28 protein-coding genes are annotated in these 24,883 nt (G+C 67.8%); 15 read left to right on the top strand and 13 right to left on the bottom strand.

The window, feature by feature from the left end:
* From msrB to ABL308_09855, 3 genes are all read right to left on the bottom strand, one after another.
* Window positions 1-549, bottom strand: coding sequence for a peptide-methionine (R)-S-oxide reductase MsrB (gene msrB / locus ABL308_09865; GenBank protein ID XBQ15263.1), 549 nt, complete (start codon window positions 547-549; stop codon window positions 1-3).
* Between the two features lie 75 nt (window positions 550-624).
* Window positions 625-1,566, bottom strand: coding sequence for a 4-hydroxybenzoate octaprenyltransferase (ubiA, locus tag ABL308_09860; protein ID XBQ15262.1), 942 nt, complete (start codon window positions 1,564-1,566; stop codon window positions 625-627).
* Window positions 1,567-1,599: 33 nt separating this feature from the next.
* On the bottom strand, window positions 1,600-2,970 hold the full coding sequence (locus tag ABL308_09855) for an NAD-dependent succinate-semialdehyde dehydrogenase (protein ID XBQ15261.1): 1,371 nt from the start codon (window positions 2,968-2,970) through the stop codon (window positions 1,600-1,602).
* Window positions 2,971-3,056: 86 nt separating this feature from the next.
* On the opposite strand from ABL308_09855, the gene ABL308_09850 reads away from it, so the two are divergent.
* On the top strand, window positions 3,057-4,016 hold the full coding sequence (locus tag ABL308_09850) for an RsmE family RNA methyltransferase (GenBank protein XBQ15260.1): 960 nt from the start codon (window positions 3,057-3,059) through the stop codon (window positions 4,014-4,016).
* 98 nt (window positions 4,017-4,114) lie between these two features.
* The gene (locus tag ABL308_09845; GenBank protein XBQ15259.1) at window positions 4,115-5,488 is read left to right on the top strand and encodes a glutamate--cysteine ligase; all 1,374 of its coding nucleotides are present in this window, start codon (window positions 4,115-4,117) and stop codon (window positions 5,486-5,488) included.
* 76 nt (window positions 5,489-5,564) lie between these two features.
* Here ABL308_09845 and ABL308_09840 read toward each other — a convergent pair whose 3' ends face one another.
* The 4 genes from ABL308_09840 to ABL308_09825 all read right to left on the bottom strand — a co-directional run bounded on the left by ABL308_09840 (window position 5,565) and on the right by ABL308_09825 (window position 8,670).
* On the bottom strand, window positions 5,565-6,497 hold the full coding sequence (locus tag ABL308_09840; protein XBQ15258.1) for an IS110 family transposase: 933 nt from the start codon (window positions 6,495-6,497) through the stop codon (window positions 5,565-5,567).
* 189 nt (window positions 6,498-6,686) lie between these two features.
* Window positions 6,687-7,007, bottom strand: coding sequence for a GIY-YIG nuclease family protein (locus ABL308_09835; protein XBQ15257.1), 321 nt, complete (start codon window positions 7,005-7,007; stop codon window positions 6,687-6,689).
* Window positions 7,008-7,170: 163 nt separating this feature from the next.
* Complete coding sequence (locus ABL308_09830; protein ID XBQ15256.1) at window positions 7,171-8,031, bottom strand: 50S ribosomal protein L11 methyltransferase; 861 nt, start codon at window positions 8,029-8,031, stop codon at window positions 7,171-7,173.
* A 60-nt stretch (window positions 8,032-8,091) separates the two neighbouring features.
* Window positions 8,092-8,670, bottom strand: a complete 579-nt coding sequence (locus ABL308_09825) for a YqgE/AlgH family protein (GenBank protein XBQ15255.1) — start codon at window positions 8,668-8,670, stop codon at window positions 8,092-8,094.
* Window positions 8,671-8,790: 120 nt separating this feature from the next.
* Between ABL308_09825 and ABL308_09820 the strand changes: the two genes are divergently transcribed.
* Entirely contained in the window at window positions 8,791-9,273 is a 483-nt protein-coding gene (locus ABL308_09820) for a peroxiredoxin (protein ID XBQ15254.1), read from the top strand.
* Window positions 9,274-9,404: 131 nt separating this feature from the next.
* Here the strand turns inward: ABL308_09820 and xseA are convergent, their stop codons facing one another.
* Complete coding sequence (gene xseA / locus ABL308_09815) at window positions 9,405-10,841, bottom strand: exodeoxyribonuclease VII large subunit (GenBank protein XBQ15253.1); 1,437 nt, start codon at window positions 10,839-10,841, stop codon at window positions 9,405-9,407.
* A gap of 283 nt (window positions 10,842-11,124) precedes the next feature.
* On the opposite strand from xseA, the gene ABL308_09810 reads away from it, so the two are divergent.
* From ABL308_09810 to ABL308_09800, 3 genes are all read left to right on the top strand, one after another.
* Window positions 11,125-11,412: a type II toxin-antitoxin system prevent-host-death family antitoxin gene (locus ABL308_09810; GenBank protein XBQ15252.1), complete on the top strand. Its 288-nt coding sequence runs from the start codon at window positions 11,125-11,127 to the stop codon at window positions 11,410-11,412.
* The gene (locus ABL308_09805) at window positions 11,409-11,675 is read left to right on the top strand and encodes a Txe/YoeB family addiction module toxin (GenBank protein XBQ15251.1); all 267 of its coding nucleotides are present in this window, start codon (window positions 11,409-11,411) and stop codon (window positions 11,673-11,675) included. The genes ABL308_09810 and ABL308_09805 overlap by 4 nt, the downstream gene beginning before the upstream one ends.
* A gap of 136 nt (window positions 11,676-11,811) precedes the next feature.
* Window positions 11,812-12,108: a GIY-YIG nuclease family protein gene (locus ABL308_09800; protein ID XBQ15250.1), complete on the top strand. Its 297-nt coding sequence runs from the start codon at window positions 11,812-11,814 to the stop codon at window positions 12,106-12,108.
* 160 nt (window positions 12,109-12,268) lie between these two features.
* On the opposite strand, the gene ABL308_09795 is transcribed toward ABL308_09800, so the two are convergent.
* Together ABL308_09795 and ABL308_09790 are read right to left on the bottom strand one after the other, a co-directional pair.
* On the bottom strand, window positions 12,269-13,801 hold the full coding sequence (locus ABL308_09795) for an acyl-CoA carboxylase subunit beta (protein XBQ15249.1): 1,533 nt from the start codon (window positions 13,799-13,801) through the stop codon (window positions 12,269-12,271).
* A 108-nt stretch (window positions 13,802-13,909) separates the two neighbouring features.
* Complete coding sequence (locus ABL308_09790; protein XBQ15248.1) at window positions 13,910-14,281, bottom strand: 6-carboxytetrahydropterin synthase; 372 nt, start codon at window positions 14,279-14,281, stop codon at window positions 13,910-13,912.
* A gap of 81 nt (window positions 14,282-14,362) precedes the next feature.
* Between ABL308_09790 and ABL308_09785 the strand changes: the two genes are divergently transcribed.
* The gene (locus ABL308_09785) at window positions 14,363-14,563 is read left to right on the top strand and encodes a hypothetical protein (GenBank protein ID XBQ15247.1); all 201 of its coding nucleotides are present in this window, start codon (window positions 14,363-14,365) and stop codon (window positions 14,561-14,563) included.
* Between the two features lie 55 nt (window positions 14,564-14,618).
* Here ABL308_09785 and ABL308_09780 read toward each other — a convergent pair whose 3' ends face one another.
* The gene (locus ABL308_09780; protein ID XBQ15246.1) at window positions 14,619-15,029 is read right to left on the bottom strand and encodes a glyoxalase/bleomycin resistance/extradiol dioxygenase family protein; all 411 of its coding nucleotides are present in this window, start codon (window positions 15,027-15,029) and stop codon (window positions 14,619-14,621) included.
* Between the two features lie 108 nt (window positions 15,030-15,137).
* Here ABL308_09780 and ABL308_09775 point away from each other — a divergent pair, with 108 nt between their 5' ends.
* Complete coding sequence (locus ABL308_09775) at window positions 15,138-16,448, top strand: replication-associated recombination protein A (GenBank protein ID XBQ15245.1); 1,311 nt, start codon at window positions 15,138-15,140, stop codon at window positions 16,446-16,448.
* On the opposite strand, the gene ABL308_09770 is transcribed toward ABL308_09775, so the two are convergent.
* On the bottom strand, window positions 16,445-16,843 hold the full coding sequence (locus ABL308_09770; protein XBQ15244.1) for a hypothetical protein: 399 nt from the start codon (window positions 16,841-16,843) through the stop codon (window positions 16,445-16,447). The genes ABL308_09775 and ABL308_09770 overlap by 4 nt on opposite strands.
* Window positions 16,844-16,974: 131 nt before the next feature.
* Between ABL308_09770 and crcB the strand changes: the two genes are divergently transcribed.
* From crcB to ABL308_09745, 5 genes are read left to right on the top strand one after another with little or no spacing between them, the layout of a single operon-like run.
* A complete protein-coding gene (gene crcB, locus ABL308_09765) occupies window positions 16,975-17,361 on the top strand; it encodes a fluoride efflux transporter CrcB (protein XBQ15243.1) in 387 nt (128 codons plus the stop codon).
* Window positions 17,358-18,341 (top strand): RluA family pseudouridine synthase, encoded by a 984-nt coding sequence (locus ABL308_09760; protein ID XBQ15242.1) that lies wholly within the window; start codon window positions 17,358-17,360, stop codon window positions 18,339-18,341. The genes crcB and ABL308_09760 overlap by 4 nt, the downstream gene beginning before the upstream one ends.
* Window positions 18,338-20,131, top strand: a complete 1,794-nt coding sequence (locus tag ABL308_09755) for a putative 2OG-Fe(II) oxygenase (protein XBQ15241.1) — start codon at window positions 18,338-18,340, stop codon at window positions 20,129-20,131. The genes ABL308_09760 and ABL308_09755 overlap by 4 nt, the downstream gene beginning before the upstream one ends.
* Window positions 20,128-20,826 (top strand): HAD-IA family hydrolase, encoded by a 699-nt coding sequence (locus tag ABL308_09750; protein ID XBQ15240.1) that lies wholly within the window; start codon window positions 20,128-20,130, stop codon window positions 20,824-20,826. Before ABL308_09755 ends, ABL308_09750 begins: the two co-directional genes overlap by 4 nt.
* The gene (locus ABL308_09745; GenBank protein XBQ15239.1) at window positions 20,823-21,563 is read left to right on the top strand and encodes an ATP12 family protein; all 741 of its coding nucleotides are present in this window, start codon (window positions 20,823-20,825) and stop codon (window positions 21,561-21,563) included. The genes ABL308_09750 and ABL308_09745 overlap by 4 nt, the downstream gene beginning before the upstream one ends.
* Here ABL308_09745 and ABL308_09740 read toward each other — a convergent pair.
* Window positions 21,560-22,318, bottom strand: a complete 759-nt coding sequence (locus ABL308_09740) for an SDR family oxidoreductase (protein XBQ15238.1) — start codon at window positions 22,316-22,318, stop codon at window positions 21,560-21,562. The two genes, ABL308_09745 and ABL308_09740, sit on opposite strands and share 4 nt — an antisense overlap.
* 91 nt (window positions 22,319-22,409) lie before the next feature.
* Between ABL308_09740 and folB the strand changes: the two genes are divergently transcribed.
* Window positions 22,410-22,820 carry a dihydroneopterin aldolase gene (folB, locus tag ABL308_09735; GenBank protein XBQ15237.1) on the top strand — a complete coding sequence of 137 codons (411 nt, stop codon included), beginning with the start codon at window positions 22,410-22,412 and terminating at the stop codon, window positions 22,818-22,820.
* A 49-nt stretch (window positions 22,821-22,869) separates the two neighbouring features.
* Window positions 22,870-24,780, top strand: a complete 1,911-nt coding sequence (gene uvrC, locus ABL308_09730) for an excinuclease ABC subunit UvrC (protein ID XBQ15236.1) — start codon at window positions 22,870-22,872, stop codon at window positions 24,778-24,780.
* The last annotated feature ends 103 nt before the right edge of the window (window positions 24,781-24,883 follow it).

The raw sequence follows: 24,883 nt of genomic DNA, 5'->3' as shown, positions 1-24,883 counted from the left end.
CTAGGCCGACGGGCGCGGGACGAAGTTCAGGGCGACGCCGTTATTGCACCAGCGCTGGCCGGTGGGCCGGGGGCCGTCGTCGAAGACGTGACCCTGATGGCCGCCGCAGCGGGCGCAGTGATACTCCGTGCGCGGGGTCCAGAGCCGGTAGTCCGGCTTGGTGTCCACTGCCCCTTCCAGCGGCGCACAGAAGCTGGGCCAGCCGGTGCCGCTTTCAAACTTGGTGCGTGAGGAGAACAGCGGCAGGGCGCAGCCCGCGCAGGTGAAGATCCCGTCCCGGCTCTCCTCGTTCAGCGGGCTGGTGAAGGGGCGCTCTGTGCCTTCCTGGCGCAGGACGCGGAACTGTTCGCGGGTCAGCCGCTCACGCCACCAGCTGTCGGGGCGGTCGGCGTAATCGATCTCAGCTTCGCCCATCGGGACGATGTCGGGATGGTCGAACAGATCGCCGTCGATAGCTGTGCTGGTCGCGTCCTGGGCGTCCGCGCCGGAGCCGCAGGCGGCGAGACTGAACCCGGACAGAAGAAAGAGGCGGCGGTCGAACCTGATCATGACGGACCTCGCGTGTCGCTCACCCGATAACGTAGGGCGTCGCGGCGCGTTCGCCATTCACGAGGCGGTGAGGCGTCAGTAGGCGCCGATCACGAAAGCGAGGGTGAGGAGAAGCCCGGCGTCCCGATTGGACTTGAAGCGGGCCAGGCAATCTGCGCCGTTTTCCGGATCGAAACCTGCCGCTTGCCAGGCCAGATGACCCGCGAACAGCGAGAAGCCGAAGGCGAAGAACAGGCTGGCGCCCGCCCAGACCCCGGCGATCGCGGCGAAGACGGCGGTGAGCGTATAGAAGACCGCCACGCCGGCGCGCACATGTCCGCCCAGCGCGCGGGCGGAGGACTTCACGCCGACCAGCGCGTCGTCCTCCTTGTCCTGGCAGGCGTAGATCGTGTCGTAGCCCAGCGTCCAGAAGATCGCCGCCGCATAGGTCAGCAGCACCACCGGGTGAAACGGCGTCCCCAGCGCGGCCGCGCCGGCGACCGGAACGCCCCAGTTGAAGGTCAGCCCCAGCCAGGCCTGCGGCCACCAGGTGATGCGCTTCATGAAGGGATAGGCCGCGACCAGCACGAGCGCGGCGAGGCCGGTGACGATCGCAGGCAACGGCAGCTGGAGAAGGACCAGAAGGCCCACCAGGCACTGCGCGATGAGGAAGCCCCAGGCGGCCCTTGCGCTGACCGTGCCGGCCGCCAGCGGCCGGTCGGCGGTGCGGGCCACCTGCGCGTCGAGATCGCGGTCCACGATGTCGTTATAGGTGCAGCCCGCCCCGCGCATGGCGACCGCGCCGATGAAGAACAAGACGCCCCACCACAGATCCTGCCCCGACAGCCCGGTCCCGATCCGGCTCGCCGCAAGGCCGAACCAGCACGGCAGCGCCAGCAGCCAGAAGCCGACGGGCCGGTCGTAACGCGCAAGCCTGAGGAACGGCCGCACGCGCGCCGGCGCCCGATCGACCCAGCTACGGGTTTCGGAATCCGCGACGCGGCGGTCGGCGGACAGGTTGGACGGCTCGCGTGTCATGGCCGGAGCGATACCGCGCGCGAGGCCGAAGCGCTAGACGCCGGTGATCGCGATGGTCTTGGCGTTGGTGAACTCCTCCATCGCCAGGTGGGAAAGCTCGCGCCCATAGCCGGACTTCTTCACGCCGCCGAAGGGCAGGCGCGGGTCCGACGCGACCATCTGGTTCACATAGGTCGAGCCGGCCTCGATCCGGGTGGCCGCGACCTCGATCTCGGCCCGGTCGGTGGACCAGAAGCTCGCGCCCAGCCCGTAGCGATGGTCGTTCGCGATGCCGATCGCAGCGTCGAGATCACGGGCCGAGAAGAACAGCGCGACCGGGCCGAACAGCTCCTCGGTATAGCCCGGCGAGCCCTTCGGGATTGCTTCGAGAATGCCCGGCCTGACGAAAGCGCCCTCGCCGCGCTCGGGCGGCATGACCGTGTCCGCGCCCGCATCGACCGTAGCGACGACCTGGTCCATCAGGGTCTGAGCGGCCTTCTCCTCGACCAGAGGACCCACGTCCGTGTCCTCGTCCATGGGATCGCCGACCTTCAGCGCCTTCATCTGTTCGACGAATTTTTCGCGATAGGCCTCATAGACCTGCTCGTGCACGATGAAGCGCTTGGCCGCGATGCAGGACTGCCCGTTATTCTGCACCCGCGCCTTCACGCCGACCTTCGCCGCCTCGTCGAGATCGGCGCTGGGCATGACGATGAACGGGTCCGAGCCGCCCAGCTCCATCACGCTGGGCAGCAGCGCCTTGCCCGCCTGCTCGGCGACCTTCGCGCCAGCGCCTTCAGAACCCGTCAGCGTGACCCCGCGCACCCGGTTGTCGGCGATGACCTTCGAGGACAGGTCCGAGCCGATCAGCAGGGACTGAAACGCGCCGTCCTGAAAGCCGGCGCGAGCGATCACGTCTTCGATCGCCAGCGCGCAGCCCGGCGTGTTCGAGGAGTGTTTGAGAAGTCCGGGATTGCCCGCCATCAGATTGGGCGCGGCGAAGCGGAAGACCTGCCAGAACGGGAAATTCCACGGCATGATCGCGAAGACCGGCCCGATCGGCACCCGCCGGATGAAGCAGCGGCCCTTCTCCTCGGCCTGAAGCGACTCGTCGGCGAGAAAGCGCGCCCCGTGATCGGCGTAGTACCGGCAGGCCCAGGCGCATTTGTCGATCTCCGCCTTCGCCTGGCTGATCGGCTTGCCCATTTCGGTGACCGCGAGCCGTGCGAGCCTATCCTTGTCTTCCTCAAGGATGTCCGCGCAGCGCCTGAGCTTGTCCGCACGATCCTCGAAATCGTCGTGCCTCAGCTTTGCGAAGGCCTCGAAGGCGGTTTCGAGCGCGGCCTCGACTTTGGCTTCGTCGTGGCGCTCATACTCGCCGGCGGTCTCGCCGGTGGCGGGATTGATGACGGTGATCGTGCTCATTGGCGGGCTCCCTTCCGTGACGGTCCCCTTCCCAACACCGAAGCCCCGCGTTCCGTTCGCCGGCGAGATCGCCTAGAAGGCGGGCCATGAGCACCGACCCCCGCCTTTTTCTCGACGCCGATTTCAGCGCAGGCGCGCGCCTGCCGCTGGAAAAGGACCAGGCGCACTATCTACTGACCGTGATGCGCCGGAAGGCGGGCGACCGCGTGCGCGTGTTCAACGGCCGGCACGGCGAATGGCGCGCGGTGATCGCAGAGGCCAGCCGCAAGACCGCGACGCTGGAGATCGGCGAGCAGACCCGCGCGCAGGCCGGAACGCCCGATCTCGCGCTCTATTTCGCCCCGGTGAAGAAGGCCCGAACCGACTTCATCGTGGAAAAGGCCACCGAGCTCGGCGCGCGGTCGATCACGCCGGTGATGACCGCCCGCACCATCGCCGACCGGGTGCGCACAGACCGCCTCGAAGCGATCGCGCGCGAAGCCGCCGAACAGACCGAGCGCCTCGATCTGCCCGCGATCGGCGAGCCGGTCTCGCTCACCCAGCTCATCAAATTCTGGGACCCCGAGCGCAGGCTCGTCTTCTGCGACGAGGCCGGCGACGAGGACGACGCCCCCTGGGGCGGGCAGACCGGACGCGCGAGGCCGATGGCGGAGGCTTTGGCTGCGTTCGTTGCGCCCCCCACCCCGGCCCTCCCCTCAAGGGGAGGGAGGGATGCTGAGAGCGCATCGCTTGATCGACCAGGCGGCGGGGAGCTGAACCGGTCGCAGGATAGCAGCGAGCGGCGCGACGCCCCTCCCTCCCCCTCGGGGGGTGAAGCCGCAAAGGCCGATCCGGGGGACCGGGCGACCGGTCGAACGGGTGGGGGCCGTCCGCAGAAATGGGCCATCCTCATCGGCCCCGAGGGCGGTTTCGCACCGGAAGAGCGCGGCCTGTTACGCAGCGCGGCGTTCGTCGTGCCGGTGACGCTGGGCCCGCGAATCCTCAGGGCCGACACTGCGGTGGCCGCCTCGATGAGCGTGTTTCAGGCGATCCTCGGCGACTGGTGATCACGAAGCTTTGAACCTGCAGAGAAAGCCCTGCTTGCCGCAGGGACGCCGCGCGCCTAACTGTGCGGCCAGCGCATTACGGACGGGGACCCACCCTCATGAGCGGCACCTATAACGCCGGCGGCGAAGGCCCCCGCATCGAGACCAAAGCCCAGCTGATCGGCCATATCGCCGCCGGCGAGAAGCCCGCCGATCAATGGCGCATCGGCACCGAGCACGAGAAGTTCGGCTTCACCAAAGACGGCCATAATCCTCTGCCCTATGACGGGGACGGCCCGACGGTGAGGAAGATGCTCGAAGGGCTGGTCCGCTTCGGCTGGACGCCCATCGAGGAGGACGGCAAACCCGTCGCGCTGAAACGCAACGGCGGGTCGATCACGCTGGAGCCCGGCGGTCAGTTCGAGCTCTCCGGCGCCCCGCTGGAGACGCTGCACGAGACCTGCCGCGAGGTGAACGGGCACCTGCGCGAGGTGCGCGAGGTCGCCGACGAGATCGGCGCGGGCTTCCTGGGGCTCGGCTTCTCGCCGAAATGGTCCCTGGAAGAGACCCCGCTCATGCCCAAGGCCCGCTACGGCGTGATGAAGGCCTACATGCCGAAGGTCGGCCGGCTGGGCCATCAGATGATGTTCCGCTCCTGCACCGTGCAGACCAATCTCGACTTCGTCTCGGAAGCCGACATGGTCAAAAAGATGCGCGTCTCGCTGGCGCTGCAGCCGGTGGCCACCGCCCTTTTTGCGAATTCGCCCTTCAAGGACGGCGCGCCGAACGGGTATATGAGCTATCGCGCCCATGTCTGGACCGACACCGATCCCGATCGCACCGGCGACCTGCCCTTCGCCTTCGAAGAGGGCTACGGCTACGAACAATACGTCGACTGGGCGCTCGACGCGCCGATGTATTTCGTCAAGCGCGGCGGGAAATTCATCGACGCCAGCGGGCAGAGTTTCCGCGACTTCCTGAACGGCCGCCTGCCCGCGCTTCCCGGCGAAATCCCCGCGATGAGCGATTGGGAGGACCACCTCTCCACGCTCTTCCCCGAGGTGCGGCTGAAGACCTTCCTCGAACAGCGCGGCGCGGACGGCGGGCCGTGGAACCGGCTGTGCGCCCTGCCCGCCTTCTGGGTCGGCCTTCTTTACGACCAGGCCGCGCTCGACGCCGCCTGGGACTATGTGAAGGACTGGACCGCAGAGGAGCGCCGCGCCTTGCGCGCCGGCGCCGCCACCCACGCCCTGAAGACGCCCTTCCGCGGCCGCACCCTGCAGGACGTCGCCAAGGACGTCCTCGCCATCGCCCGCCAGGGCCTGAAAGCCCGCGCCCGCCTCAACAATCACGGAGAACACGAAGCCCTGTTCCTCGACGATCTCGACGAGATCGCGAAAACGGGGATGTGCCCGGCGGAGCGGCTGCTGCAGCGCTATTACGAAGCGTGGGGCGAAAGCGTGGAGCCGGTGTTTGTAGAAGCGGCTTATTAGGCGCTTACAAAACACCCCCACACATGAATTCCCGGCCGAACCCCCGGACCTGATCCGGGGGAAGAGCCGGCAACTGTTATGCGGTGCTGTAGGCGGTTTGATCTCTAAGCATGGCGTTCAGGCGGGTGAGGAGTTTTCTGGCGACGGCGATGAGGGCGAGTTTTCTGGGCTTTCCCTGCGCCTGGATGCGGTCAGCGAAGGCTTTCAGGTCCGGGCATAGCCTTGCGGCGATCATGGCGGCGATGAACAGGGCGGATCGCACGCGCCGCCGCCCGCCGGAGATGCAGCGCTTTCCCTTGAGCTGACCTGAGTCGTGGTTGAACGGGGCCAGCCCGGCGAGCGCGGCGAGACGCTTGGGGGTGCTGGCGCCCAGTTCGGGCATCAGCGCGAGCAACACCTGCGCAGTGACCGGCCCAACGCCCGGCGCGGTAGCGAGCAGGCGGGCCTGGTCGTTGAGTTCGGTGGCCGCGATCAGGACGGCGATCTCGCGCTCGATGGCCGAGATCGCGCCGTCCAGCCATGCGATGTGCGCCTTCAAGCTGTCGATCAGGATCGGCTCGCCGGTCGCCTTCAGCCGGATGATCTCGTCCTTGCGGGCGGCGACCAGCTGGTCGCGCCTGAGCCCGAGCCGGCCCAGCCGTTCACGGTGCGGGCACGGCGCGGGGTCAGGCGCAGGCCTGAGCCGGGCGCCCAGATCTGCGAGCACGACCGCGTCCAGCGCGTCGGTCTTCGCCTTGCGGCCGGTGGCTTGGGCGAAGCGCCGGGCGGTGGTGGGGTTGATGCGCGCGTTCTGAACACCGGCCGCATGCAGCGCGGCGCGCAGAGCCTGGTCATACACACCCGTCGCCTCGAAGACGACGAAGCCGCCGGTGGCGGCGATCGAGGCGGCCAGCCGGGCCGCGTCGGCGGAGGTGTTGGGGATGCGGCACGCCCGGCCCTGGGCGGGGTCGAAAACGTCCAGCCAGAGCTTGGACACGTCGCATCCGACGTAGCGATCAGGTAAAGTCATCGTGCCTGTCCCTGTGGTGCGAGGTCTGTTGCAACCAGCCTCGTGCAACTGTTCAGGTTGTTGATGTGCAAGCGGGACGGGGCCTGAGCCGGCTCTCGGGCTCGACCGCCCGGGGACCTATCGGCCTCCGTCCCGCAATCATCATGGCACACGACCGATACACAGGGACCTAGCGCAGAACCACGCGCCTCACCCTTTCGGCGGGATGAACACCTCCGGCCCGCAGGTCTTCTCATAGAGATCGCGCCAGTCCGGGTTGGTCTTCTCGATCAGCGCGATCTTCCAGGCGCGCCGCCAGCGCTTCATACGGTGTTCCTGCTCGGCCGCCTGGCCGACGTCGGGCATCGGTTCGTACCAGACCAGGCGGTGGCAGTTGTATTTCCAGGTGAAGCCGCGGGTGATCCCGTTGCGATGGTCGTAGATCCGCCGGCAGAGATTCTCATTGGACATGCCCAGATAGAGCACGCCGTAGGGCTTGTTCGTGAGGATGTAGATATAGGCGCAATCCATCTCAGCTCCCCCTTTAGGGGAAACTGTATACGAATTCTCGGATAGGGAAAAATTGGGGCTGGCGCTCGCGTCTCGGGATAGCGCCATGTTCTGAGGGAGGTCCCGGCTCTCCCCCCGGATCAGGTCCGGGGATTCGGCCGGGAATTCAGGAAGGGAGGAGCAATCAGACCGGAGCCTCGAACACCAACGTCGCCCACCCTTCGATCAGCCCCGTCTCGCTCAGCGTCATCCCCTGCCGCTCATAGGCCGGGGCGACCATGCCGATCTGTTCTTCCAGAAGGCCTGAGAGCACCACCGCGCCGCCTTTATTGGTGCGTTCGGCGATTCCGGGGGCGAGCTCGACCAGCGGGCCGGCGAGGATGTTGGCGAGGACGAGGTCGAAGCCGGGCTGGTCGAAGACGGGGTGGTCGAAGCCGTCTGCGGTGACGGCCTCCAGCGTGACGGCGTTCTTGGCCGCGTTGACCTCTGTCTCCTCGACCGAATCTGAGTCGATGTCGGTCGCCAGCACGTATGCTTCGGGCCAGAGCTTCTTCGCGGCGATGGCGAGCAGGCCCGTTCCCGTGCCGAGATCGAGAATGCGGGCGGGGCGCGCGCCGGCCTCGTAAAGCGCGTCGAGCGCTTTCAGGCAGCCCAGCGTGGTGCCGTGATGGCCGGTGCCGAAGGCGGGGCCGGCTTCGATCAGAAGGCCGATTTCATCGGGCCGCACATCGGCTTCGGTGTGCTCGCCATAGACGCGGAACCGGCCGGCCTTCACGCTGGGCAGGCCCTGAAGCGACATCGCCACCCAGTCCTCCTCGGGCAGCGGAGCGAAATGGGTCTCGAAGCCCTCCAGCGCCCAGAGGCGGATGAATTGCGCTTCGTCGATGCGCGCGTCGAACAGGATTTCGAGATAGCCGGTCTCGGGGCCCAGTTCGAACCAGGACCAGGCGAGCGCCGGGGCTTCCTCGGCGGCGGCGAGCCGCGCGTCGGCAGCCTTCAAAAGGTCGAGCGGGCCTTCAAGGCGCAGCCGCCAGAGCGTGGACATGCGAGGAGCTCCTTTTCGTGACGGGCCGGTTTAGGCCGGTCCTCTGAGCGTGAAAAGGGCTCAGGCGTGTCCGCTGGCCGCGGTGAGGAATTCCGGCGTCACGCCGAGCAGGGCGAGCGCGCGGGTCCACTTCTCTTCCCCGCCCTGGGCGAACAGCAGCGCCTCGTCGGGTTCGCAGACCAGCCAGGCGTTCGCGGCGATCTCGTCTTCGAGCTGTCCCGCGTCCCATCCCGCATAGCCCAGCGCCATCATGGCGCGGCGGGGCCTGGTGTCGGAGACGAGCGCGTCGAGAATCTCGCGGGTCGCGGTCAGCGCGATGCCCGGCGCGACCATCAGGCTCGCCGGACCGTAATCGATCTCGGCGGTGTGAAGCACGAAGCCGCGGTCGCGATCGACCGGCCCGCCGTCGAGCACCGGGCGCGGCTCGGCCTTCTCCGCATCGGCCACCTCGAGCTGTTCGAGCAGATCAGGCAGCGACAGCCCTTCCATCGGCCGGTTCACGATCAGGCCCATCGCCTGCTCGGCGTCATGGCTGCACATGTAGACGACCGCGCGGTCAAAGCGCGGATCACCGATGAGCGGGCTCGCGATCAGGAGCCTGCCGCCGAGATAGCCTGACTGTGAGACGGGCTGGGTCATGATGAAAGCTTCCGTCCTCTTGTTCGCCCTGTCCAGCCTCGGCGCGTTTCCGCTTCGCCTTGCCGCAGGCCCGCAGCCTCGTTAAGTCCGAGGCTCCCCTTCAACCGAAAGGCTGCGAGCATGACGATCAAGACCGGCGACACCCTGCCCGAAACCACCTTCATGACGATGACCGAAGACGGCCCGGCGCCGATCACCACGAACGAAGCCTTCGCAGGCAAGCGCGTGGCGCTGTTCGCGGTTCCCGGCGCCTTCACCCCGACCTGCTCGGCGCGTCACCTGCCCGGCTTCGTGGAGAAGGCGGACGCGCTGAAGGCCAAGGGGATCGACCGCATCGCCTGCACCTCGGTCAACGACGTGTTCGTGATGAACGCCTGGGCCAAGGACCAGAACGCGGACGGCGACGTGCTGATGCTGGCCGACGGCAACGGCGAGTTCGCCGAGAAGATCGGCCTTGTCATGGACGGCTCGAAATTCGGCATGGGCAAGCGCTCCCAGCGCTACGCCATGGTGGTCAACGACAAGGTGGTCGAGCACCTGTTCGTCGAGGAAGCCGGCGGGTTCGAGGTCTCCAGCGCCGAGCACATGCTGGAAAAGCTCTAAGGCGGGGTCGCTGAAGCGCACGCATATTCCCTCCCCCTCTGCGGGGGAGGGAGTGACGTGAGTGCTTTACGCCTCCAGGAACCGATACCGCCGCGCCCGGCGAGGGGGGCGGCGCCGAAGCGGGGCGCGGCCTAGAACAGCGAGCCCTGCTCGGGCGGGCGGGCGCGCTTGGGCGCAGGCTTCTTCGCCGGCTTGGGTGTTGGCGCGGGTGCGGCGCCCTCGCCCACCGTGGCGGCGCGTTCGCCGTCGGCGAGTTTCAGCGTCACCGCCTGGCCCTCGCTGAGCGCCCGGGCCGAGCGGACGAGCCTGCCGTCTGCGTCGGTGATCAGCGCGAAGCCGCGGGCCATCACGGATTTGTGGCTCAGAAGCTCAAGCCTTGAAGCCAGGTTGTCGAGCGCCCGCTGGCGATCGGCGATGATGCGGCCGTACATCGGAGCAAGCCGATCGCCGCACTGGTCGAAACGGCGGCGTTTCTCGGCGATGTCGCGCCTGAGCGCGGCGGGGCGCAGGCCGCCGGCGACCGCTTCGAAGCGCGAGCGGCGGGTCTGAACGAGCGTGCGGCCCGCGCCCTCCAGCCTGCCGCCGGCGTAGTCGACGCGCTGGCGCGCCTCGCCGATCAGCGCTTCGGGGCGGGGCAGAGCGCGCGCGGCGCTTTTGAGATCCGCCGCCTTGCGGTCGAGCCCGCGCTGCAGCGCGCCGGTCAGGCGCAGCCGGGCCTGGTCGATCCGCTCCATCAGTTCGCGGCGCACCGGCACGGCGATCTCCGCTGCGCCCGTGGGCGTCGGCGCGCGCCGGTCGGAGGCGTAGTCGATGAGCGTGGTGTCGGTCTCGTGACCCACCGCGCTGATCAGTGGAATGCGCGAGGCGGCGGCGGCGCGCACCACGCTTTCCTCGTTGAAGCACCACAGATCCTCGATCGACCCGCCCCCGCGCGCGACGATCAGCACGTCGGGGACCGGGACCGGCCCGCCGGGCTGAAGCGCGTTGAAGCCCTCGATCGCGCGCGTGATCTGCTCGGCGGCCTTCTCGCCTTGGACCAGCACCGGCCAGAGCAGGACATGGACCGGAAACCGGTCCTCGAGCCTGTGGAGGATGTCGCGGATCACGGCGCCCGTGGGCGAGGTGACCACGCCGATCACAGTAGGCAGGAAGGGCAGCGCGCGCTTGCGCTCCTCGGCGAACAGCCCCTCGCTCGCGAGCTGTTTCTTGCGCGCTTCGAGCAGCGCCATCAGCGCGCCTTCGCCCGCAGGCTCCAGCCGGTCGATGATCATCTGGTATTTGGACCGGCCCGGAAAGGTCGACAGCCGGCCCTCGGCGATCACCTCGAGCCCCTCCTCGGGCCGGAAGCTCAGCCCGGCGGTCATGCCCTTCCACATCACGCCGTCAAGGCAGGCCCGCTCGTCCTTGAGGTCGAGATAGAGATGGCCCGATTTCGCCCGCGTCACCCGCCCCAGCTCGCCGCGCACGCGGACATGGCCGTAGGCGTCCTCCACGGTCTTCTTCAGCGCCCCGGAAAGCTCGGAGACGGAATATTCAGGCGTGTTGGGACGATGCGGCGCGTCGGTCATGGCGCCAACCTAGCGCGGATTCGGCGCGCGTGCAGAGGGCGCGGCGCCGGAGCGGGGAACTGCTCTGACCGGTCGTGAAGCGGCGCCGCCGGACTGGGTTCCCGCTTTCGCGGGGATGACGATATTGGGAAGCCTGCGGCGAGTTCAGCCGATGCAGGCGCGCCCTCTCAACCTCGTCATCCCTGCGAAAGCAGGGACCCAGAGGATCGTCGGGCAAGGCGGCCGCCGGAGCGGCGGACCGTACACGTTGGCGAGGCGTACAAGGCGCTGTACAATACGCTGCATGAACAAGCCCACCATCCTCTCTTTCTCCGAAGCGCGCGCGAAGCTGAAAGCGCTGATGGATCAGGTCACCGCCGATCGCGCGCCCGCCGTGATCACCCGGCGCGGGGCCGAGCCAGTGGTGATGGTGTCGCTGTCGGAATGGGACTCCCTTCAGGAGACCCAGCACCTTCTGTCCAGCCCGGCGAACGCGAAGCGCCTGCGTGAAAGCGTGGCGGCGGCCGACGCCGGCGAAGTGCGCGCGCTGACCCAGTCCGATCTCGAGGCGCTGCTCGGCGCGGCGAAGTGAACGTCGAATTCACCGCGCAGGCGCTCGACGACCTCGCCTGGTTCGTCCAGCGCGATCCCAGAACGGCCCGCCGAATCGTCAAGCTGATCGAAGACGTCCGCCGCGCGCCGTTCGACGGGATCGGCAAACCCGAACCGCTCAAAGGCGACCTCTCCGGCTGGTGGTCCCGCCGCATCGACGGCGAACACAGGCTCGTCTACCGGGTGGTGGAGGCAGGCGGCGTAGCGCGCGTGCAGGTGGCGCAGTGCCGGTATCATTATTGAGGCAGGGCGCAGCGCTCGGTCCTCCCTGATGTTTGCCCGCCCCCCGTCATCCCCGCGAACGCGGGGACCCAGGGGATCGTCGGGCACCGCCCGGCTGCGGGTTGCTCCGAAACGGCGGCTCCCGCACATTCCCCTCATGAGCGAATTCTGGATCCCTTGCGTCTACATCATGGCGAGCCGGCGGAACGGCACGCTGTATGTCGGCGTAACCAGCAATCTGGCGCGCCGCGTCTGGGACCATAAGAACGGGATCGGGTCGGCCTTCGTGCGCAAGTACGCCGTCACCCGGCTCGTCTGGCACGAAATCCATGACGACATGACCGCCGCGATCGCCCGCGAAAAGGCGATCAAGAAATGGAAACGCGCGTGGAAGCTCCAGCTCATCGAGGCGCAGAACCCGCAATGGCGGGATCTGTATGAGGAACTGCTCTGAGCGTTCGCACTGCGGCGCCGCCGGACTGGGTCCCCGCTTTCGCGGGGATGACGATATTGGGAAACCTGCGGCGAGTTCAGCCGATGCAGGCGCGCCCTGTCCCCCTCGTCATCCCCGCAAACGCGGGGACCCAGGGGATCGTCGGGCAAGGCGGCCGCCGTTAAAGCGGAATATTATCGTGCTTCTTCCACGGATTGCTGAGCTTTTTCTCGCGCAGCGTCCTGAGCGCGCGGATCAGCCTCCACCGCGTCCCGTGAGGTTGTATAACATCATCCAGATACCCGCGTGAGGCCGCCACGAACGGGTTGGCGAAGCGGTCTTCGTATTCTTTCGTGTGGGCGGCCATCTTTTCGGCGTCGCCGAGATCCTTGCGGTGGATGATTTCCGCGGCGCCTTTTGCGCCCATCACGGCGATCTCGGCGGTCGGCCAGGCGTAGTTCACGTCGCCGCGCAGGTGCTTTGACGCCATCACGTCGTAGGCGCCGCCATAGGCCTTGCGGGTGATGACGGTGAGCTTGGGCACGGTGGCTTCGGCGTAGGCGAAGAGCAGTTTCGCGCCGTGCTTGATGAGCCCGCCGTATTCCTGCTTGGTGCCGGGCAAGAAGCCCGGCACGTCCACGAAGGTGACGATCGGGATTTCGAAACAGTCGCAGAAGCGGACAAATCGCGCGCCCTTTTTCGAGGCGTCGATGTCCAGAACGCCGGCCAGCGACATGGGCTGGTTGGCGACGAAGCCGACGGTCTGACCTTCGAGCCGGCCCAGACCCACCACGATGTTGGGCGCGTAGTCCGGCGCGATCTCGTAGAAATCGCCCTCGTCAGCGACCTTCTCGATCAGCTCCTTGATGTCGTAGGGCTTGTTGGGGTTGGGCGGGACCAGCGTGTCCAGGCTGGGCTCGGACCGGCGCGGATCGTCGAAAGTCTGCCGCACGGGCGGCTTCTGGCGGTTGTTCAGCGGCAGGAAGTCGATCATCCGGCGCACCTGGATCAGCGCCTCGATGTCGTTTTCGAACGCGGCGTCGGCGACGCCGGACTTCTTCGCGTGCACGCTGGCGCCGCCCAGCTCTTCATGGGTGACGACCTCGTTGGTGACGGTTTTCACCACGTCCGGGCCGGTCACGTACATGTAGCTCGTATCCTTCACCATGAAGATGAAGTCGGTCATCGCCGGGGAGTAGACGTCGCCGCCCGCGCACGGGCCCATGATCACGCTGATCTGCGGGATGACGCCGGAGGCGAGCACGTTTCTCTGGAAGATCTCTGCATAGCCGCCCAGCGCGTCCACGCCCTCCTGGATGCGCGCGCCGCCCGCGTCGAACAGGCCGATGATCGGCGCGCCGTTCCGAAGCGCGGCGTCCTGCACCTTGCAGATCTTCTTCGCGTGGGCGAGCGAGAGCGAGCCGCCGAACACGGTGAAGTCCTTGGCGAACACGTAGACCAGGCGGCCGTTGATCGTGCCTGAGCCGGTCACCACCCCGTCGCCGGGGATTTTCTTGTCGGCCATGCCGAACTCGGTGCAGTCGTGTTCGACGAACATGTCGAACTCTTCAAAGCTGCCCTCGTCGAGCAGGACTTCGAGGCGTTCGCGCGCGGTCAGCTTGCCCTTTTCGTGCTGCGCCTTGATGCGGGCTTCGCCCCCGCCCATGCGCGCGGCTTCGCGCTTGGCTTGAAGTTGTTCGAGAACGGCTTTCATCAGGGGCGCTCCAGGGCGTGAAACACGAGTGGACGCGCCTTGCTAGCACCGGTTCGCAGCGCCGGGCAAACCGCCGCGTGCGCTGCGGTGAACCCGCCGTTGACGATGCTAGCGGCGCACGACCGCCTTCTCGCCCCAGCTGGGCCGGCGGATCTCCACGCTGACCAGGCCGGGCAGCACCGGATCGAGCCTGTCGAACACCCAGGCCGCGATGTTTTCCAGCGAGGGGTTCTCCAGCCCCTCGATGTCGTTCAGGAGGCGGTGGTCGAGCTGGTCGCGCAGCTTCTGCAGCTCCTGATCGATCTCCCAGAAATCGCGCACCATGCCGCTCTCGCTCGACCGCGATCCGGTCAGCGTCACCGTGCCCTGAAACGAATGGCCGTGCAGGCGCGAGAACGGATGGTCCGCGTCCTTGTGGCCGAAATGATGGGCGGCGTCGAAGGCGAAGTCCTTCGAGATTTCGAGCGTGAGGTCAGCCATGTTTGCATCTTTCGTGCGAGCCGCGCCATATAAGGCGTTCGCGCGCGAAAGAGAACCGCGCCGCTGACAGCGAGGGCGACGATGAGCGACACCGAAGACAAAAAGCCGATCGGCCCGCGCGATGTCGCGCTGTTCGCCCTGCCCGTCCTGATCGGGATCGGCGTTCTGGCGTTGACCTTCTGGCGCGGCTGGGAGCCCTGGTTCGGCTACGCCGCGGTGATCGCGGGCGTGCTCGGAGCGGTGATGCTCGCCGGCGAGCGGCTGGGCGTCAAAGGCGGCTAGCTCCGCGCCTTCTCGAACCGCGAAACCCGGGCGATCACTTTCGCTTAAAAAGGCTTCAGCCGCGCGGTTTCTGCGCGACGATCGACCAGACATGGCCGAACGGATCGCGCAGCTTGCCGTGCCGGCCGAAGAACTCCTCGGTCACCTCGCGGATCGGCGTGCAGCCCGCCTTCACCGCCCGGTCGAACCAGGCGTCCGCGTCGTCGACATTGAGGTTGACGGTGAAGGTCGTCCGGCCGTCCAGCGTGGGCGGAGCGACATTGCCCGTCATCGTCTCGTGCTCTGGAAACTCATCGGCGAGATAGAGCGCCGCGCCGTTTATCTTAAGCGCGGCGTGGCCGATCTTGCCTTCGTATTCATAGGTGTCGAACACTTCCGCATCGAAGGCTGTCTTGTAGAATTCGATCGCCTCGGCGCCGCCGCGCACGGACAGATAGGGCACGAGCGGGCTCGGTTTTCCGGTCATGGCGCGTCCTCCCGGGGCGGGAGCTTACGCCTTCCAGTCTCCTTCACGCCAGCCAGGACGGTGAAACCCCCTCTTCACCCGCGGGCCCGGCGTGGCATTGTGCAGGCCATGACCGACCTGTTCGCCTCCGCCGGCCTTGAAGACACGGCCCCGCGCCCGCTCGCCGACCGGCTGCGGCCGCGAACGCTCGAGGAGGTCGTGGGTCAGGATCACCTGATCGGCGCGGAAGGCCCGCTGGGGCGGATGCTGGCGAAGAACCGGCTCTCCTCGATCATCCTGTGGGGCCCGCCGGGCGTGGGCAAGACGACCATCGCCCGGCTTCTGTCGGACGCCGCAGGGCTGGAGTTCGACGCGATCAGCGCGGTGTTCTCCGGGGTCGCGGACCTGAAAAAAGCGTTCGACCGGGCGCGCGCCCGCCGCGCGTCGGGCAAGGGCACGCTTCTGTTCGTCGACGAGATCCACCGCTTCAACCGGGCCCAGCAGGACGGCTTCCTGCCGGTGGTCGAGGAAGGGATCGTCACGCTGGTGGGCGCGACGACGGAGAACCCGAGCTTCGAGCTCAACGCCGCGCTTCTGTCGCGCTGTCAGGTGCTGGTGCTCAAGCGGCTCGACGCCGAGGCGCTGGAAAAACTGCTCGCCCGCGCCGAAGCGCTGGAAGGCCGGGATCTGCCGCTGACGCCTGATGCGCGCGAGGCGCTGACCGCGATGGCCGACGGCGACGGGCGTTACTGTCTGAACCTCGCCGAAGAAGTCTTCAATCTCGATCCTGAACGGCCCCTCGCCCTCGCCGATCTCGCAAGCGCCCTGCAGCGCCGCGCGCCGGTCTACGACAAGGACCGCGAGGAGCATTACAATCTCATCAGCGCACTACATAAGAGCGTGCGCGGCTCGGACCCGGACGCCGCGCTCTACTGGCTGGCGCGCATGCTCAGCGCGGGCGAGGACCCGCTCTATCTCGCCCGCCGCATCGTGCGCATGGCCAATGAAGACATCGGCCTGGCCGATCCCGGCGCCGTGCACGCCGCGCTGGCGGCCAAGGACGTCTATGACTTTCTGGGCAGCCCCGAGGGCGAGCTGGCGCTGGCCCAGGCGGTGGTCCATCTCGCCTGCGCACCGAAATCGAACGCGGTCTACAAGGCCTGGAAGGGCGCGCTGCGCACCGCCAAGGCGACCGGCTCGCTCAGCCCGCCCAAGCACATCCTGAACGCGCCCACCAAGCTCATGAAGTCCGAAGGCTACGGCAAGGGCTACGAGTACGACCACGACGCCGAGGGCGGCGTCTCCGGTCAGGACTATTTCCCCGACGAAATGACCGAACGCCCGGTCTTCTACGAGCCGAAAGACGGCGGCCGCGAAGCCCAGCTCAAGGAGCGCCTCGACCGCTGGCGGGCGCTGAGGGACAAGCGGCGGGGGCGCTAGGCCCCGAACACCGCCGCGAACGGGAACAGCAGCAGGATCCCCAGCGCCCAGACGATATAGAGCACCGTGAGCAGCAAGAGCCCGGTGTCGCGCTTGCCAGAGATCAGCGCCGGCGCGGCGCCTGCGGCCAGCCAGATCGCCTTGTAGATCATCTGCACCAGCAGCACGGCGGTCATCTCGCGCGGGTGGACGAGGCCGATCGCGGCGACCACGCCCAGCCCCAGCCAGAACGCCCCGATCATGCGCGTGTAGGCGTCGATCTTCATTGCGCCAAAGAACAGGCGCTGATCGGCCAGCTTCGGTGCGAACAGGGTCACGGCGCCCGCCCCGCCTGCGCCGATGACGGCGGCGAGGTAGAGGATGCGCAGCGAAACGATGTCGGCGACGGTGAACATGGGGAGCGATCCCTCCTTCAGCTCGCCGTGGCAACGCCGAAGCGGGGCGGACCGCTCCATGTCGAGCCCGAAACTGTGCCCCAGTCCTCACGGCTTGCGTCGCCCGGCACACCGGCCTACCCCCCTGTTTGATGCAGCATCTACTTTTCATCGGTCTGGGAGGCGCGCTGGGCGCGGTGGCGCGCCATCTGGTCAATCAGGGCGCGCTGCGCCTGATCGGTCCCGACTATCCCTGGGGCACGCTGATCGTGAACGTCGCGGGGAGCCTCGCGATCGGGCTGCTGGTCGGCTGGCTTGCGCTTTCAGGGCGGTCCGACGCGACCGAGCTCAGGTTCGCGCTGGGCGTGGGCTTCCTGGGCGCGTTCACGACGATGAGCGCGTTTTCACTGGACGTGGTTCTCTTCCTCGAGCGCAAGGCTTATCTGATCGCGCTGGGCTATGCGGCCGGCACCGTCGCGCTGTCGGTCGCCGCGGTGATCGCAGGCCTTTTGATCGCAAGGAGAGCGTTCGGTTCATGAGCGGGGTTCAGACACTTCCGGTGACCGCCGACGAGGCGGAGATGCGTCTGGACCGCTGGTTCAGGAAGCGCTTTCCCCACGTGCCCCACGGCATGGTCGAGAAGCTGCTGCGCAAGGGCCAGATCCGCGTCGACGGCGGCCGGGCGAAGGGAAACCAGCGCCTCGAACAGGGCCAGCAGGTCCGCGTGCCGCCCTTGCCCGAGCCCGACGCGGTGAAGGAAAGCCCGCCGCTGAGCCGGGAGGACGCCGCGTTCGCGCGCTCGCTGGTGATCTACGAGGACAAGGAGATCATCGCGCTGGACAAGCCCCACGGCCTCGCCGTGCAGGGCGGCTCGAAGACCACGCGCCATGTCGACCGGCTGCTCGAAGCCTTCGGCAAGGGCGATCAGAAGCCGCGCCTGGTCCATCGCCTGGACAAGGACACCTCCGGGGTTCTGGTGGTCGCCAAGACCGCTCAGGCCGCCAAGCGCCTGTCGCGGCTGTTTCAGACCCGCGACGTGAAGAAGACCTATTGGGCGGTCGTTCTTGGCCTGCTCGCGCCCAAGGCCGGCGAGGTGAAGGGCTTCATGAAGAAGGCCGCCGGCCCTGACGGCGATCGCGAACAGATGGTCGCCGCCCGCCACGGCGAGGAGGGCGCCCAGCACGCGATCACCCGCTACGCCGTCGCCGACAACGCCGGGCGCAAGGCGAGCTGGGTGGTGCTGCGGCCCGAGACCGGGCGCACCCACCAGCTCAGGGTCCACATGGCCGCGACCGGCCATGCGATCCTGGGCGACGGCAAATACACCTGCGAGATCCCCGTGCCCGAGGGCCTGTCGCACCGGCTGCACCTGCACGCGCGCAAGATCGAGATCCCCCGCGCAGGCAAGCCGCCGCTGGTGCTCGAAGCGGACCTGCCGCGTCACATGGACGAGACCTTCGCCGCGCTGGGCTTCAACCCGTCAGACGATCTCACCCTGGTCGAGGAGGCGCTGGAATGACGGCCTCCGCCGAACTCATTCAGCGCGCGTTCGCCGCCTATCGCCGCGGCGAGCTCGACGCGGCCCAGACAGCGCTGAACGCGCTTCACGACCAGGCTCCCAGGGACGTCAACGCGGCCCACCTGCAGGCGCTGGTGTCTCGTAAGTATGGCGATGCGGCCGGTTCGGAAGGGTGGTTCAGGCACGCGCTGCGGCTGTCGCCGGGCGACGGCGACATCCTTAACAATTACGCGAATCTGCTCTCGTCGAGCGGACGGTTCTGGGAGGCGGCGGCGCGCTGGGCCGACGCGTTCAAGGCGCAACCGGCGAAGATAGAGTACAAGATCGCCCAGATCGGCGCCCTTCTGTCGGCCGACCTTCCCCATCTGGCCCAAAGCGCGGCCGACGAATTGTTGTCGGCGGGCGGCGAGATCCCGGCGCGCGGCTGGACAATTGCGGGCCGGGCGCATCAGGCCGCCCAGGCGCCCGAGCGCGCCGCCGAATGCTATCGCGAGGCGCTGCGTCTCGCGCCGGAGGATCAGGCCGCCGCTTCGGGGCTGATCGACGTGCTGGGCGGGCTCGGCAGGATCGAAGAGGCGGAGACCTGTTTCGCCGAGCGCGGGCGGGACGTGCAGGCCGAAGCCGCGATCGCGCGCGCCCGGCTTTTCAACGCCCGGCAGGACGCTGCGCTGGCCGATTTCCGCCGCCTGTACGACCAGTCCGGCGATCCGCGCCGCCTGCGCGACCTCGCCCAGGGTCTCTGGGTGGCCGGACGCGAGGAGGCTTTCGACGCGCTGATCGCTGCGGTCGCCGACACCGGCAAGCCCGGCCTCGTGGCGATGGCGGCCGATTGCCTGGCCCAGATCGACCGGGAGGCGGACGCATTGACGCTGCTCGACCGGCTGCCGGCGAACGCCTTTGAGGCGGGCGGGCTTTTAAGCCTGCGCGCCAAGCTTCGCCAGGCGATCGGCGATGTCGACGGGGCGCTGGCGGATTCGCGGATCGCCTATGAGGCCGATCCGAACGATCAGGGGGTGGCGACCGGGTTCGCCGTCGCCGCGCTGATGGCTGGCGATCTCGACGCCGCCGAGCGCGTGATCGCGGTCAATCGCGAGCGCCTGCCGCTCAATCAGGGCTGGGTCGCCTATCAGATCACGCTGTGGCGCCTGCAGGGCGACGCCCGCGCCGATGCGCTCGAGGACTATGACCGCTTCGTCGTTCCCTACGAGCTTCCGGCGGCGGGCGGCTTCAAGTCCGGCGCGGCGCTGAACGAGGCGCTGCGCGAGGTTCTGGCCGAGCGCCATTTCATGGCTGCGGAGCCGTTCAATCAGTCCCTGCGCGCCGGCCGGCAGACGCCGAGGAGCCTTCTGAGCGACCCTTCGCCGGTCGTGCAGGCCTATCTCGAAGCGCTCAGGACCCCGATCGCCGCCTATATCGAGGCGATGGGCCGGGATCCCGATCATCTCCTGACCAGCCGGAACACGGGCGCGTTCAAGCTCTCCGGATGCTGGTCGGTGCAGCTTTTCGGCGGCGGCCGCCACGTCAATCACTTCCACCCGGCCGGCTGGATCAGCTCGGCCTACTATGTCGACGTGCCTGAGAAGACGCTGAAGAGCGACCGGCTGGGCGGCTGCATCAAGTTCGGCGAGCCCTCCTTCACCACTCGCCCGAAACAGCTCGAGGCCGGCAAGATCGTCCGGCCCCAGCCGGGCATGCTGGTGCTGTTTCCATCCTATATGTGGCACGGGACCGTGCCGATCGAGCCGGGCGAAACGCGCATGACCGCGCCGTTCGACGTGGTGCCGGCATGAGCGGCCTGAAGCTCGCCGTGTTCGACGTGGACGGCACGCTGGTGGATTCCCGCAAGGTGATCGCCGAGGCGATGGACCGCGCCTTCCGCCGCGCCGGCCTGGGCGGGATCGCGTACGACCGCACGCGGACGATCGTCGGGCTCGAGCTGACCGAAGCGGTGGGCCGGCTGGCCCCTGAAGATTACGGCGCGCAGCGCACCGCAGAACTCGCCATGTTCTACAAGCAGGCCTTCGTGGAGATGCGCTCGGAAACCGGCTTTCATGAACCCCTCTATGACGGCGCCCGCGAAACGGTGGAGCGGCTGGCCGATGCGGGCTGGCTTCTGGCGGTCGCCACCGGCAAGGCGCGGCGCGGGCTCGACATCGTCTTCACCCATCACGGCCTGCACCGGTATTTCCAGAGCTTCCAGACCGTGGACGGCGGGCCGGGCAAACCCCATCCGCGCATGATCGAGGACGCGCTGGCCGAAACCGGCGCGCGCGCCGAAGACACGGTGATGATCGGCGACACCAGCTGGGACATGAAAATGGCCCGCAACGCGAAGGTCCACGCCGCAGGGGTCAGCTGGGGCTTTCACACGCCCGACGAGATCCTCGAGGGCGGGGCGCACGACGTCCACCACGCGTTCGACGATCTGAACGCCGCGCTCGACGCGTTCGAGCCTGGGGCTGCGAAAAAGGACGAGACCGCATGAGCATGTCCAAGGCGAAGGCGGAGAACCGCCCGCTTCCCCGGCGCTTCTACAAGCAGGCGGGGATCGCGCTGGAAGACGGCGGCTGGCGGGTGCTGCTCGACGGCCGGCCGGTGAAGACCCCCGCCAAACAGGTGCTCGCTCTGCCCGTAGAAGGGCTCGCCATGGCGGTCGCGGCCGAATGGGAGGCGCAGGGCGAGCATATCAACCCCTTCACCATGCCGCTGACCCGGCTGGTGCATGTGGCGCTGGACGCGATGGCGGCCGCGCGCGAAGGCGCGGCGGCGGAGATCGCCAAGTTCGCCTCGACCGATCTCGTCTCCCACCGCTCCGACGATCCTCAGCTCGCCGCCAGGCAGGCTGAAGTCTGGGACCCCTATCTGCGCTGGTCCGAGACAGCGCTGGACGCGCCGCTGAAGGCCGCCGTCACGATCGCACCGCTCAATCAGCCCGAAGCTTCGCTCGACGCCATGCGCAAGCGCGCGCTGGCCCTGGACGATCTCAGGCTCACCGGGCTCGTCAGCGCCGCGCCGATCCTGTCGAGCGCGGTGCTCGCGTTTGCGCTTTTAGAGGGCGAATCGGACGGTGAAACCGTGTGGGCGGCGTCCCGCCTCGAGGAAGACCACCAGATCGAACGCTGGGGCGAGGACGCCGAAGCGGCCCAGGCGGCGGCGAACAAAAAGCGTGATCTGCTTGCTTGCGAACGGCTTTTCCGCGAGCTCGACGCAGCAGACCTCTAGATCGCGCCGAACACGTCTTTGGTCAGGCGCGGATCGAAATGCTGGCCGCCGTCCACGCAGACGATCTGGCCCGACACTGAAGGTGTGTCCCTGAAAAAGCGCAGCGCGCGCACCAGATCGTCGGTCGTCGGGCCTTTCTGAAGCGGGTTGTCGTCGTGGCGCGCCTCGAACTCGGCCTCCGAGTGATAGGGGCTGGGCAGCGTCAGCCCCGGCGCGATGGCGTTGACGCGCACTTTCGGCGCCAGGCTGCGCGCCAGCATCTCGGTCATCGCCTTCAGCGCCGCCTTGCTGAGCGTGTACGAGAAGAAATCCGCGTTGATGTTGAAAAGCTTGTAGTCCAGCAGATTGACCACCAGCGCGTTCTCGCCGGGCGCTTGCGCGAAGCCCTGGGTCAGCAGCGCCGGCGCCAGCGTGTTGGCGTCCATGTGCCGGCGGAAGCTCTCCGCGCCCACCGTCTCCAGCGTGTCGTCCTCGAAGATCGAGGCGGAGTTCACCAGCACCGAGAGCGGCCCCAGCGCCTCGCGCGCGCGGGCCGGCAGGCTCGCGGCGGCCTCTGCGTCCGACAGATCCGCGCCCAGCGTGACGGCCGTGCCGCCCGCCGCCCGCACCGCTTCGGCCAGCGCGTCGGCTTCGTGTGAAGAGGTGTTGTAGTGGATCGCCACCGGGTGTCCGTCCGCGGCGAGCGCCTCGATGAAGGCGCGGCCGATCCGTTTCGCGCCGCCCGTGACCAGCGCTGCGCCCCTGATCGCCTGCATGGCTCGCCTCCCTTTGGGCGCCCGGCCGGTTTCGCGCCGGGCTGAACCGGCTTATATGCTTCGAAGTCGGAGAGAAAGAAGGCCTTCCGCGATGAAACTCGACGCCGTGCGCGCCGAAGCCGCCGCCCCCCGCCCCGCCCACGCCGGCGAGCGGGTCAGCGTTCGCGTGCGCGGTCTGCGCCTGGACGCCGAGGTGGGCGTCTATGACAGCGAATACGGCCGCACCCAGCCGATCCGCATCGATCTGGAAGCCGACGTCGCCGCAGAAGCCGCTGCGCCCTCGGGCGCGCTGGGCGAAGCGGTGAACTATGCGGCCCTGGCCGAGACCGTGCGCCGCATCGTGGGAGCCAAGCACCACGACCTGCTCGAAGATCTCGCCCAGGAGATCGCCGACGTGATGTTCGCCGATCCGCGCATCACGCGGCTGGCGCTGAGCATCGACAAGCTCGCCGCGCTCGAAGACGCCGAAAGCGTCGGCGTGAGCCTGGAGCGCTGGCGGTAGGCGCAGCGCGAACGCTGACGACTCGCCTCTCCCCGCCTAGATTGGCGTCATGGCCAAAGCCGACCGCCCCGAAACCCCGCCGCTCGATGCGAAGACCGACGCCGGTCCGAAGGCCTGGCCGAAGGATAATCGCTCGGGGCCGGAGATCATCGCCGACTATGTGAAGACCCTGCCCACGGGTCCGGGGGTCTACCGCATGTACGACGAGGCCGGCGAGGTGCTTTACGTCGGCAAGGCGCGGCGGCTGAAGAACCGGGTGGCGAACTACGCCAAGTCGGGCGGTCATACCAACCGCATCGCGCTGATGATCTCGCTGACCCGGTCGATGGAGTTCGTGCTCACGCGGACCGAGACCGAGGCCCTGCTGCTCGAGGCCAATCTCATCAAGCGCCTGAAGCCGCGCTTCAACGTGCTTTTGCGCGACGACAAGTCCTTCCCCTACATCCTCATCCGCACCGATCACGGCGCGCCGCAGCTTCTCAAACACCGCGGCGCGCGGCGCACCAAAGGGGAGTATTTCGGCCCGTTCGCCAGCGCCTATGCGGTCAATCACACGCTGAACACCCTGCAGAAGGCGTTCCTTTTGCGCACCTGCACCGACAGCGTCTACGACAGCCGGACGCGGCCCTGCATGCTCTACCAGATCAAGCGCTGCGCGGCGCCGTGCGTGGATTACGTCGACGAGGCGGCCTACGCCGAGCTGGTGGGCGAGGCGACGGACTTCCTGCGCGGCAAATCCAACGCGCTGCGCGAACGGCTGCAGGCGGAGATGCAGGCCGCCAGCGAAGCGCTCGATTTCGAGAAGGCTGCGAAGCTGCGCGACCGCATCCGCGCCATCGCCGCGGTGACCACCCAGCAGGGGATCAATCCCGAGGGCGTGGAAGAGGCCGACGTGGTGGCCATCCATCAGGAAGGCGGCAAGACCTGCGTTCAGGTCTTCTTCTTCCGCGCCGGGCAGAACTGGGGCAATCGCGCCTTCTATCCCAAGCACGAGGCGGACACCGAACCGGCCGAAATCCTCGCCGCCTTCCTCGCCCAGTTCTATGACGACAAGCCCGCGCCCGCGCAGATCCTGGTCAGCGAGGAGCCCGACCAGTCCGCCCTGCTCGCAGAAGCCCTCTCCCTGCGCGCCGGCCGGCAGGTGGAGATCAGAAAGCCCGTGCGCGGCCCGAGGAAAGCCCTTGTCGAAGCCGCCCACCGCAACGCCCGCGAGGCGCTGGGCCGCACGCTGGCCGAAAGCGCGAGCCAGGCGAAGCTTCTGGACGGGGTGGCGAAAGTGTTCGATCTCGACGCTCGGCCCGAGCGGATCGAGGTATACGACAACTCCCACATCCAGGGCTCGAACGCGCTGGGCGCGATGATCGTCGCCGGGCCGGAAGGCTTTGAGAAGTCGAGCTACCGCAAGTTCAACATGAAGGGCGACGACGCGGCCACCAACGACGACTTCGCCATGATGCAGGCGATGATCCGCCGCCGCTTCACCCGGCTTCAGAAAGAGCGCGACGAGGGCGCGCCGGTCCCCGATCTCGTCCTTATCGACGGCGGCAAGGGCCAGCTGTCCGCAGTCATGGAGGTCATGGCGGAGCTGGGCGTGGACGACGTGCCCGTCGCCTCGGTCGCCAAGGGGCCTGACCGCGACGCCGGCCGCGAGGTCTTCTACATGGACTGCAAGCCGCCGATCCGCCTGCCGATGAACGATCCGGTGCTCTACTATCTGCAGCGCATCCGCGACGAGGCGCACCGCTTCGCCATCACCGGCCACAGGGCCAAGCGCTCAAAACAGATCCGGGAAAACCCGCTCGACGACATCACCGGCGTCGGCGCCTCGCGCAAGAGCGCGCTGTTGAAGCATTTCGGCTCGGCGCGCGCGGTCAGCCGCGCCGATCTCGCCGACCTTGAAAAGGTCGAAGGCGTGTCCAAAGCGCTGGCGAAGAAGATCTACGACCATTTCCACGAGTGAGAGCGGGCCGGCTCTTTCCCCGTCGAAAGGCAGGGCGTGCCTCCCCATGGTTCGCGATCCTCTGAACGGTGTAAGCCCGATGGGGCGAAGATCATCCTCGCGC

The organism is Oceanicaulis sp., from assembly GCA_040112665.1.
GTDB lineage: Bacteria > Pseudomonadota > Alphaproteobacteria > Caulobacterales > Maricaulaceae > Oceanicaulis.
This window is presented reverse-complemented; position numbering and strand designations above follow the sequence as displayed.

Excerpts from the sequence above, each read along its gene's own strand:
- msrB (XBQ15263.1), bottom strand. The coding sequence starts at position 549 with ATGATCAGGTTCGACCGCCGCCTCTTTCTTCTGTCCGGGTTCAGTCTC.
- ubiA (XBQ15262.1), bottom strand. The coding sequence starts at position 1,566 with ATGACACGCGAGCCGTCCAACCTGTCCGCCGACCGCCGCGTCGCGGAT.
- ABL308_09855 (XBQ15261.1), bottom strand. The coding sequence starts at position 2,970 with ATGAGCACGATCACCGTCATCAATCCCGCCACCGGCGAGACCGCCGGC.
- ABL308_09850 (XBQ15260.1), top strand. The coding sequence starts at position 3,057 with ATGAGCACCGACCCCCGCCTTTTTCTCGACGCCGATTTCAGCGCAGGC.
- ABL308_09845 (XBQ15259.1), top strand. The coding sequence starts at position 4,115 with ATGAGCGGCACCTATAACGCCGGCGGCGAAGGCCCCCGCATCGAGACC.
- ABL308_09840 (XBQ15258.1), bottom strand. The coding sequence starts at position 6,497 with ATGACTTTACCTGATCGCTACGTCGGATGCGACGTGTCCAAGCTCTGG.
- ABL308_09835 (XBQ15257.1), bottom strand. The coding sequence starts at position 7,007 with ATGGATTGCGCCTATATCTACATCCTCACGAACAAGCCCTACGGCGTG.
- ABL308_09830 (XBQ15256.1), bottom strand. The coding sequence starts at position 8,031 with ATGTCCACGCTCTGGCGGCTGCGCCTTGAAGGCCCGCTCGACCTTTTG.
- ABL308_09825 (XBQ15255.1), bottom strand. The coding sequence starts at position 8,670 with ATGACCCAGCCCGTCTCACAGTCAGGCTATCTCGGCGGCAGGCTCCTG.
- ABL308_09820 (XBQ15254.1), top strand. The coding sequence starts at position 8,791 with ATGACGATCAAGACCGGCGACACCCTGCCCGAAACCACCTTCATGACG.
- xseA (XBQ15253.1), bottom strand. The coding sequence starts at position 10,841 with ATGACCGACGCGCCGCATCGTCCCAACACGCCTGAATATTCCGTCTCC.
- ABL308_09810 (XBQ15252.1), top strand. The coding sequence starts at position 11,125 with ATGAACAAGCCCACCATCCTCTCTTTCTCCGAAGCGCGCGCGAAGCTG.
- ABL308_09800 (XBQ15250.1), top strand. The coding sequence starts at position 11,812 with ATGAGCGAATTCTGGATCCCTTGCGTCTACATCATGGCGAGCCGGCGG.
- ABL308_09795 (XBQ15249.1), bottom strand. The coding sequence starts at position 13,801 with ATGAAAGCCGTTCTCGAACAACTTCAAGCCAAGCGCGAAGCCGCGCGC.
- ABL308_09790 (XBQ15248.1), bottom strand. The coding sequence starts at position 14,281 with ATGGCTGACCTCACGCTCGAAATCTCGAAGGACTTCGCCTTCGACGCC.
- ABL308_09785 (XBQ15247.1), top strand. The coding sequence starts at position 14,363 with ATGAGCGACACCGAAGACAAAAAGCCGATCGGCCCGCGCGATGTCGCG.
- ABL308_09780 (XBQ15246.1), bottom strand. The coding sequence starts at position 15,029 with ATGACCGGAAAACCGAGCCCGCTCGTGCCCTATCTGTCCGTGCGCGGC.
- ABL308_09775 (XBQ15245.1), top strand. The coding sequence starts at position 15,138 with ATGACCGACCTGTTCGCCTCCGCCGGCCTTGAAGACACGGCCCCGCGC.
- ABL308_09770 (XBQ15244.1), bottom strand. The coding sequence starts at position 16,843 with ATGTTCACCGTCGCCGACATCGTTTCGCTGCGCATCCTCTACCTCGCC.
- crcB (XBQ15243.1), top strand. The coding sequence starts at position 16,975 with ATGCAGCATCTACTTTTCATCGGTCTGGGAGGCGCGCTGGGCGCGGTG.
- ABL308_09760 (XBQ15242.1), top strand. The coding sequence starts at position 17,358 with ATGAGCGGGGTTCAGACACTTCCGGTGACCGCCGACGAGGCGGAGATG.
- ABL308_09755 (XBQ15241.1), top strand. The coding sequence starts at position 18,338 with ATGACGGCCTCCGCCGAACTCATTCAGCGCGCGTTCGCCGCCTATCGC.
- ABL308_09750 (XBQ15240.1), top strand. The coding sequence starts at position 20,128 with ATGAGCGGCCTGAAGCTCGCCGTGTTCGACGTGGACGGCACGCTGGTG.
- ABL308_09745 (XBQ15239.1), top strand. The coding sequence starts at position 20,823 with ATGAGCATGTCCAAGGCGAAGGCGGAGAACCGCCCGCTTCCCCGGCGC.
- ABL308_09740 (XBQ15238.1), bottom strand. The coding sequence starts at position 22,318 with ATGCAGGCGATCAGGGGCGCAGCGCTGGTCACGGGCGGCGCGAAACGG.
- folB (XBQ15237.1), top strand. The coding sequence starts at position 22,410 with ATGAAACTCGACGCCGTGCGCGCCGAAGCCGCCGCCCCCCGCCCCGCC.
- uvrC (XBQ15236.1), top strand. The coding sequence starts at position 22,870 with ATGGCCAAAGCCGACCGCCCCGAAACCCCGCCGCTCGATGCGAAGACC.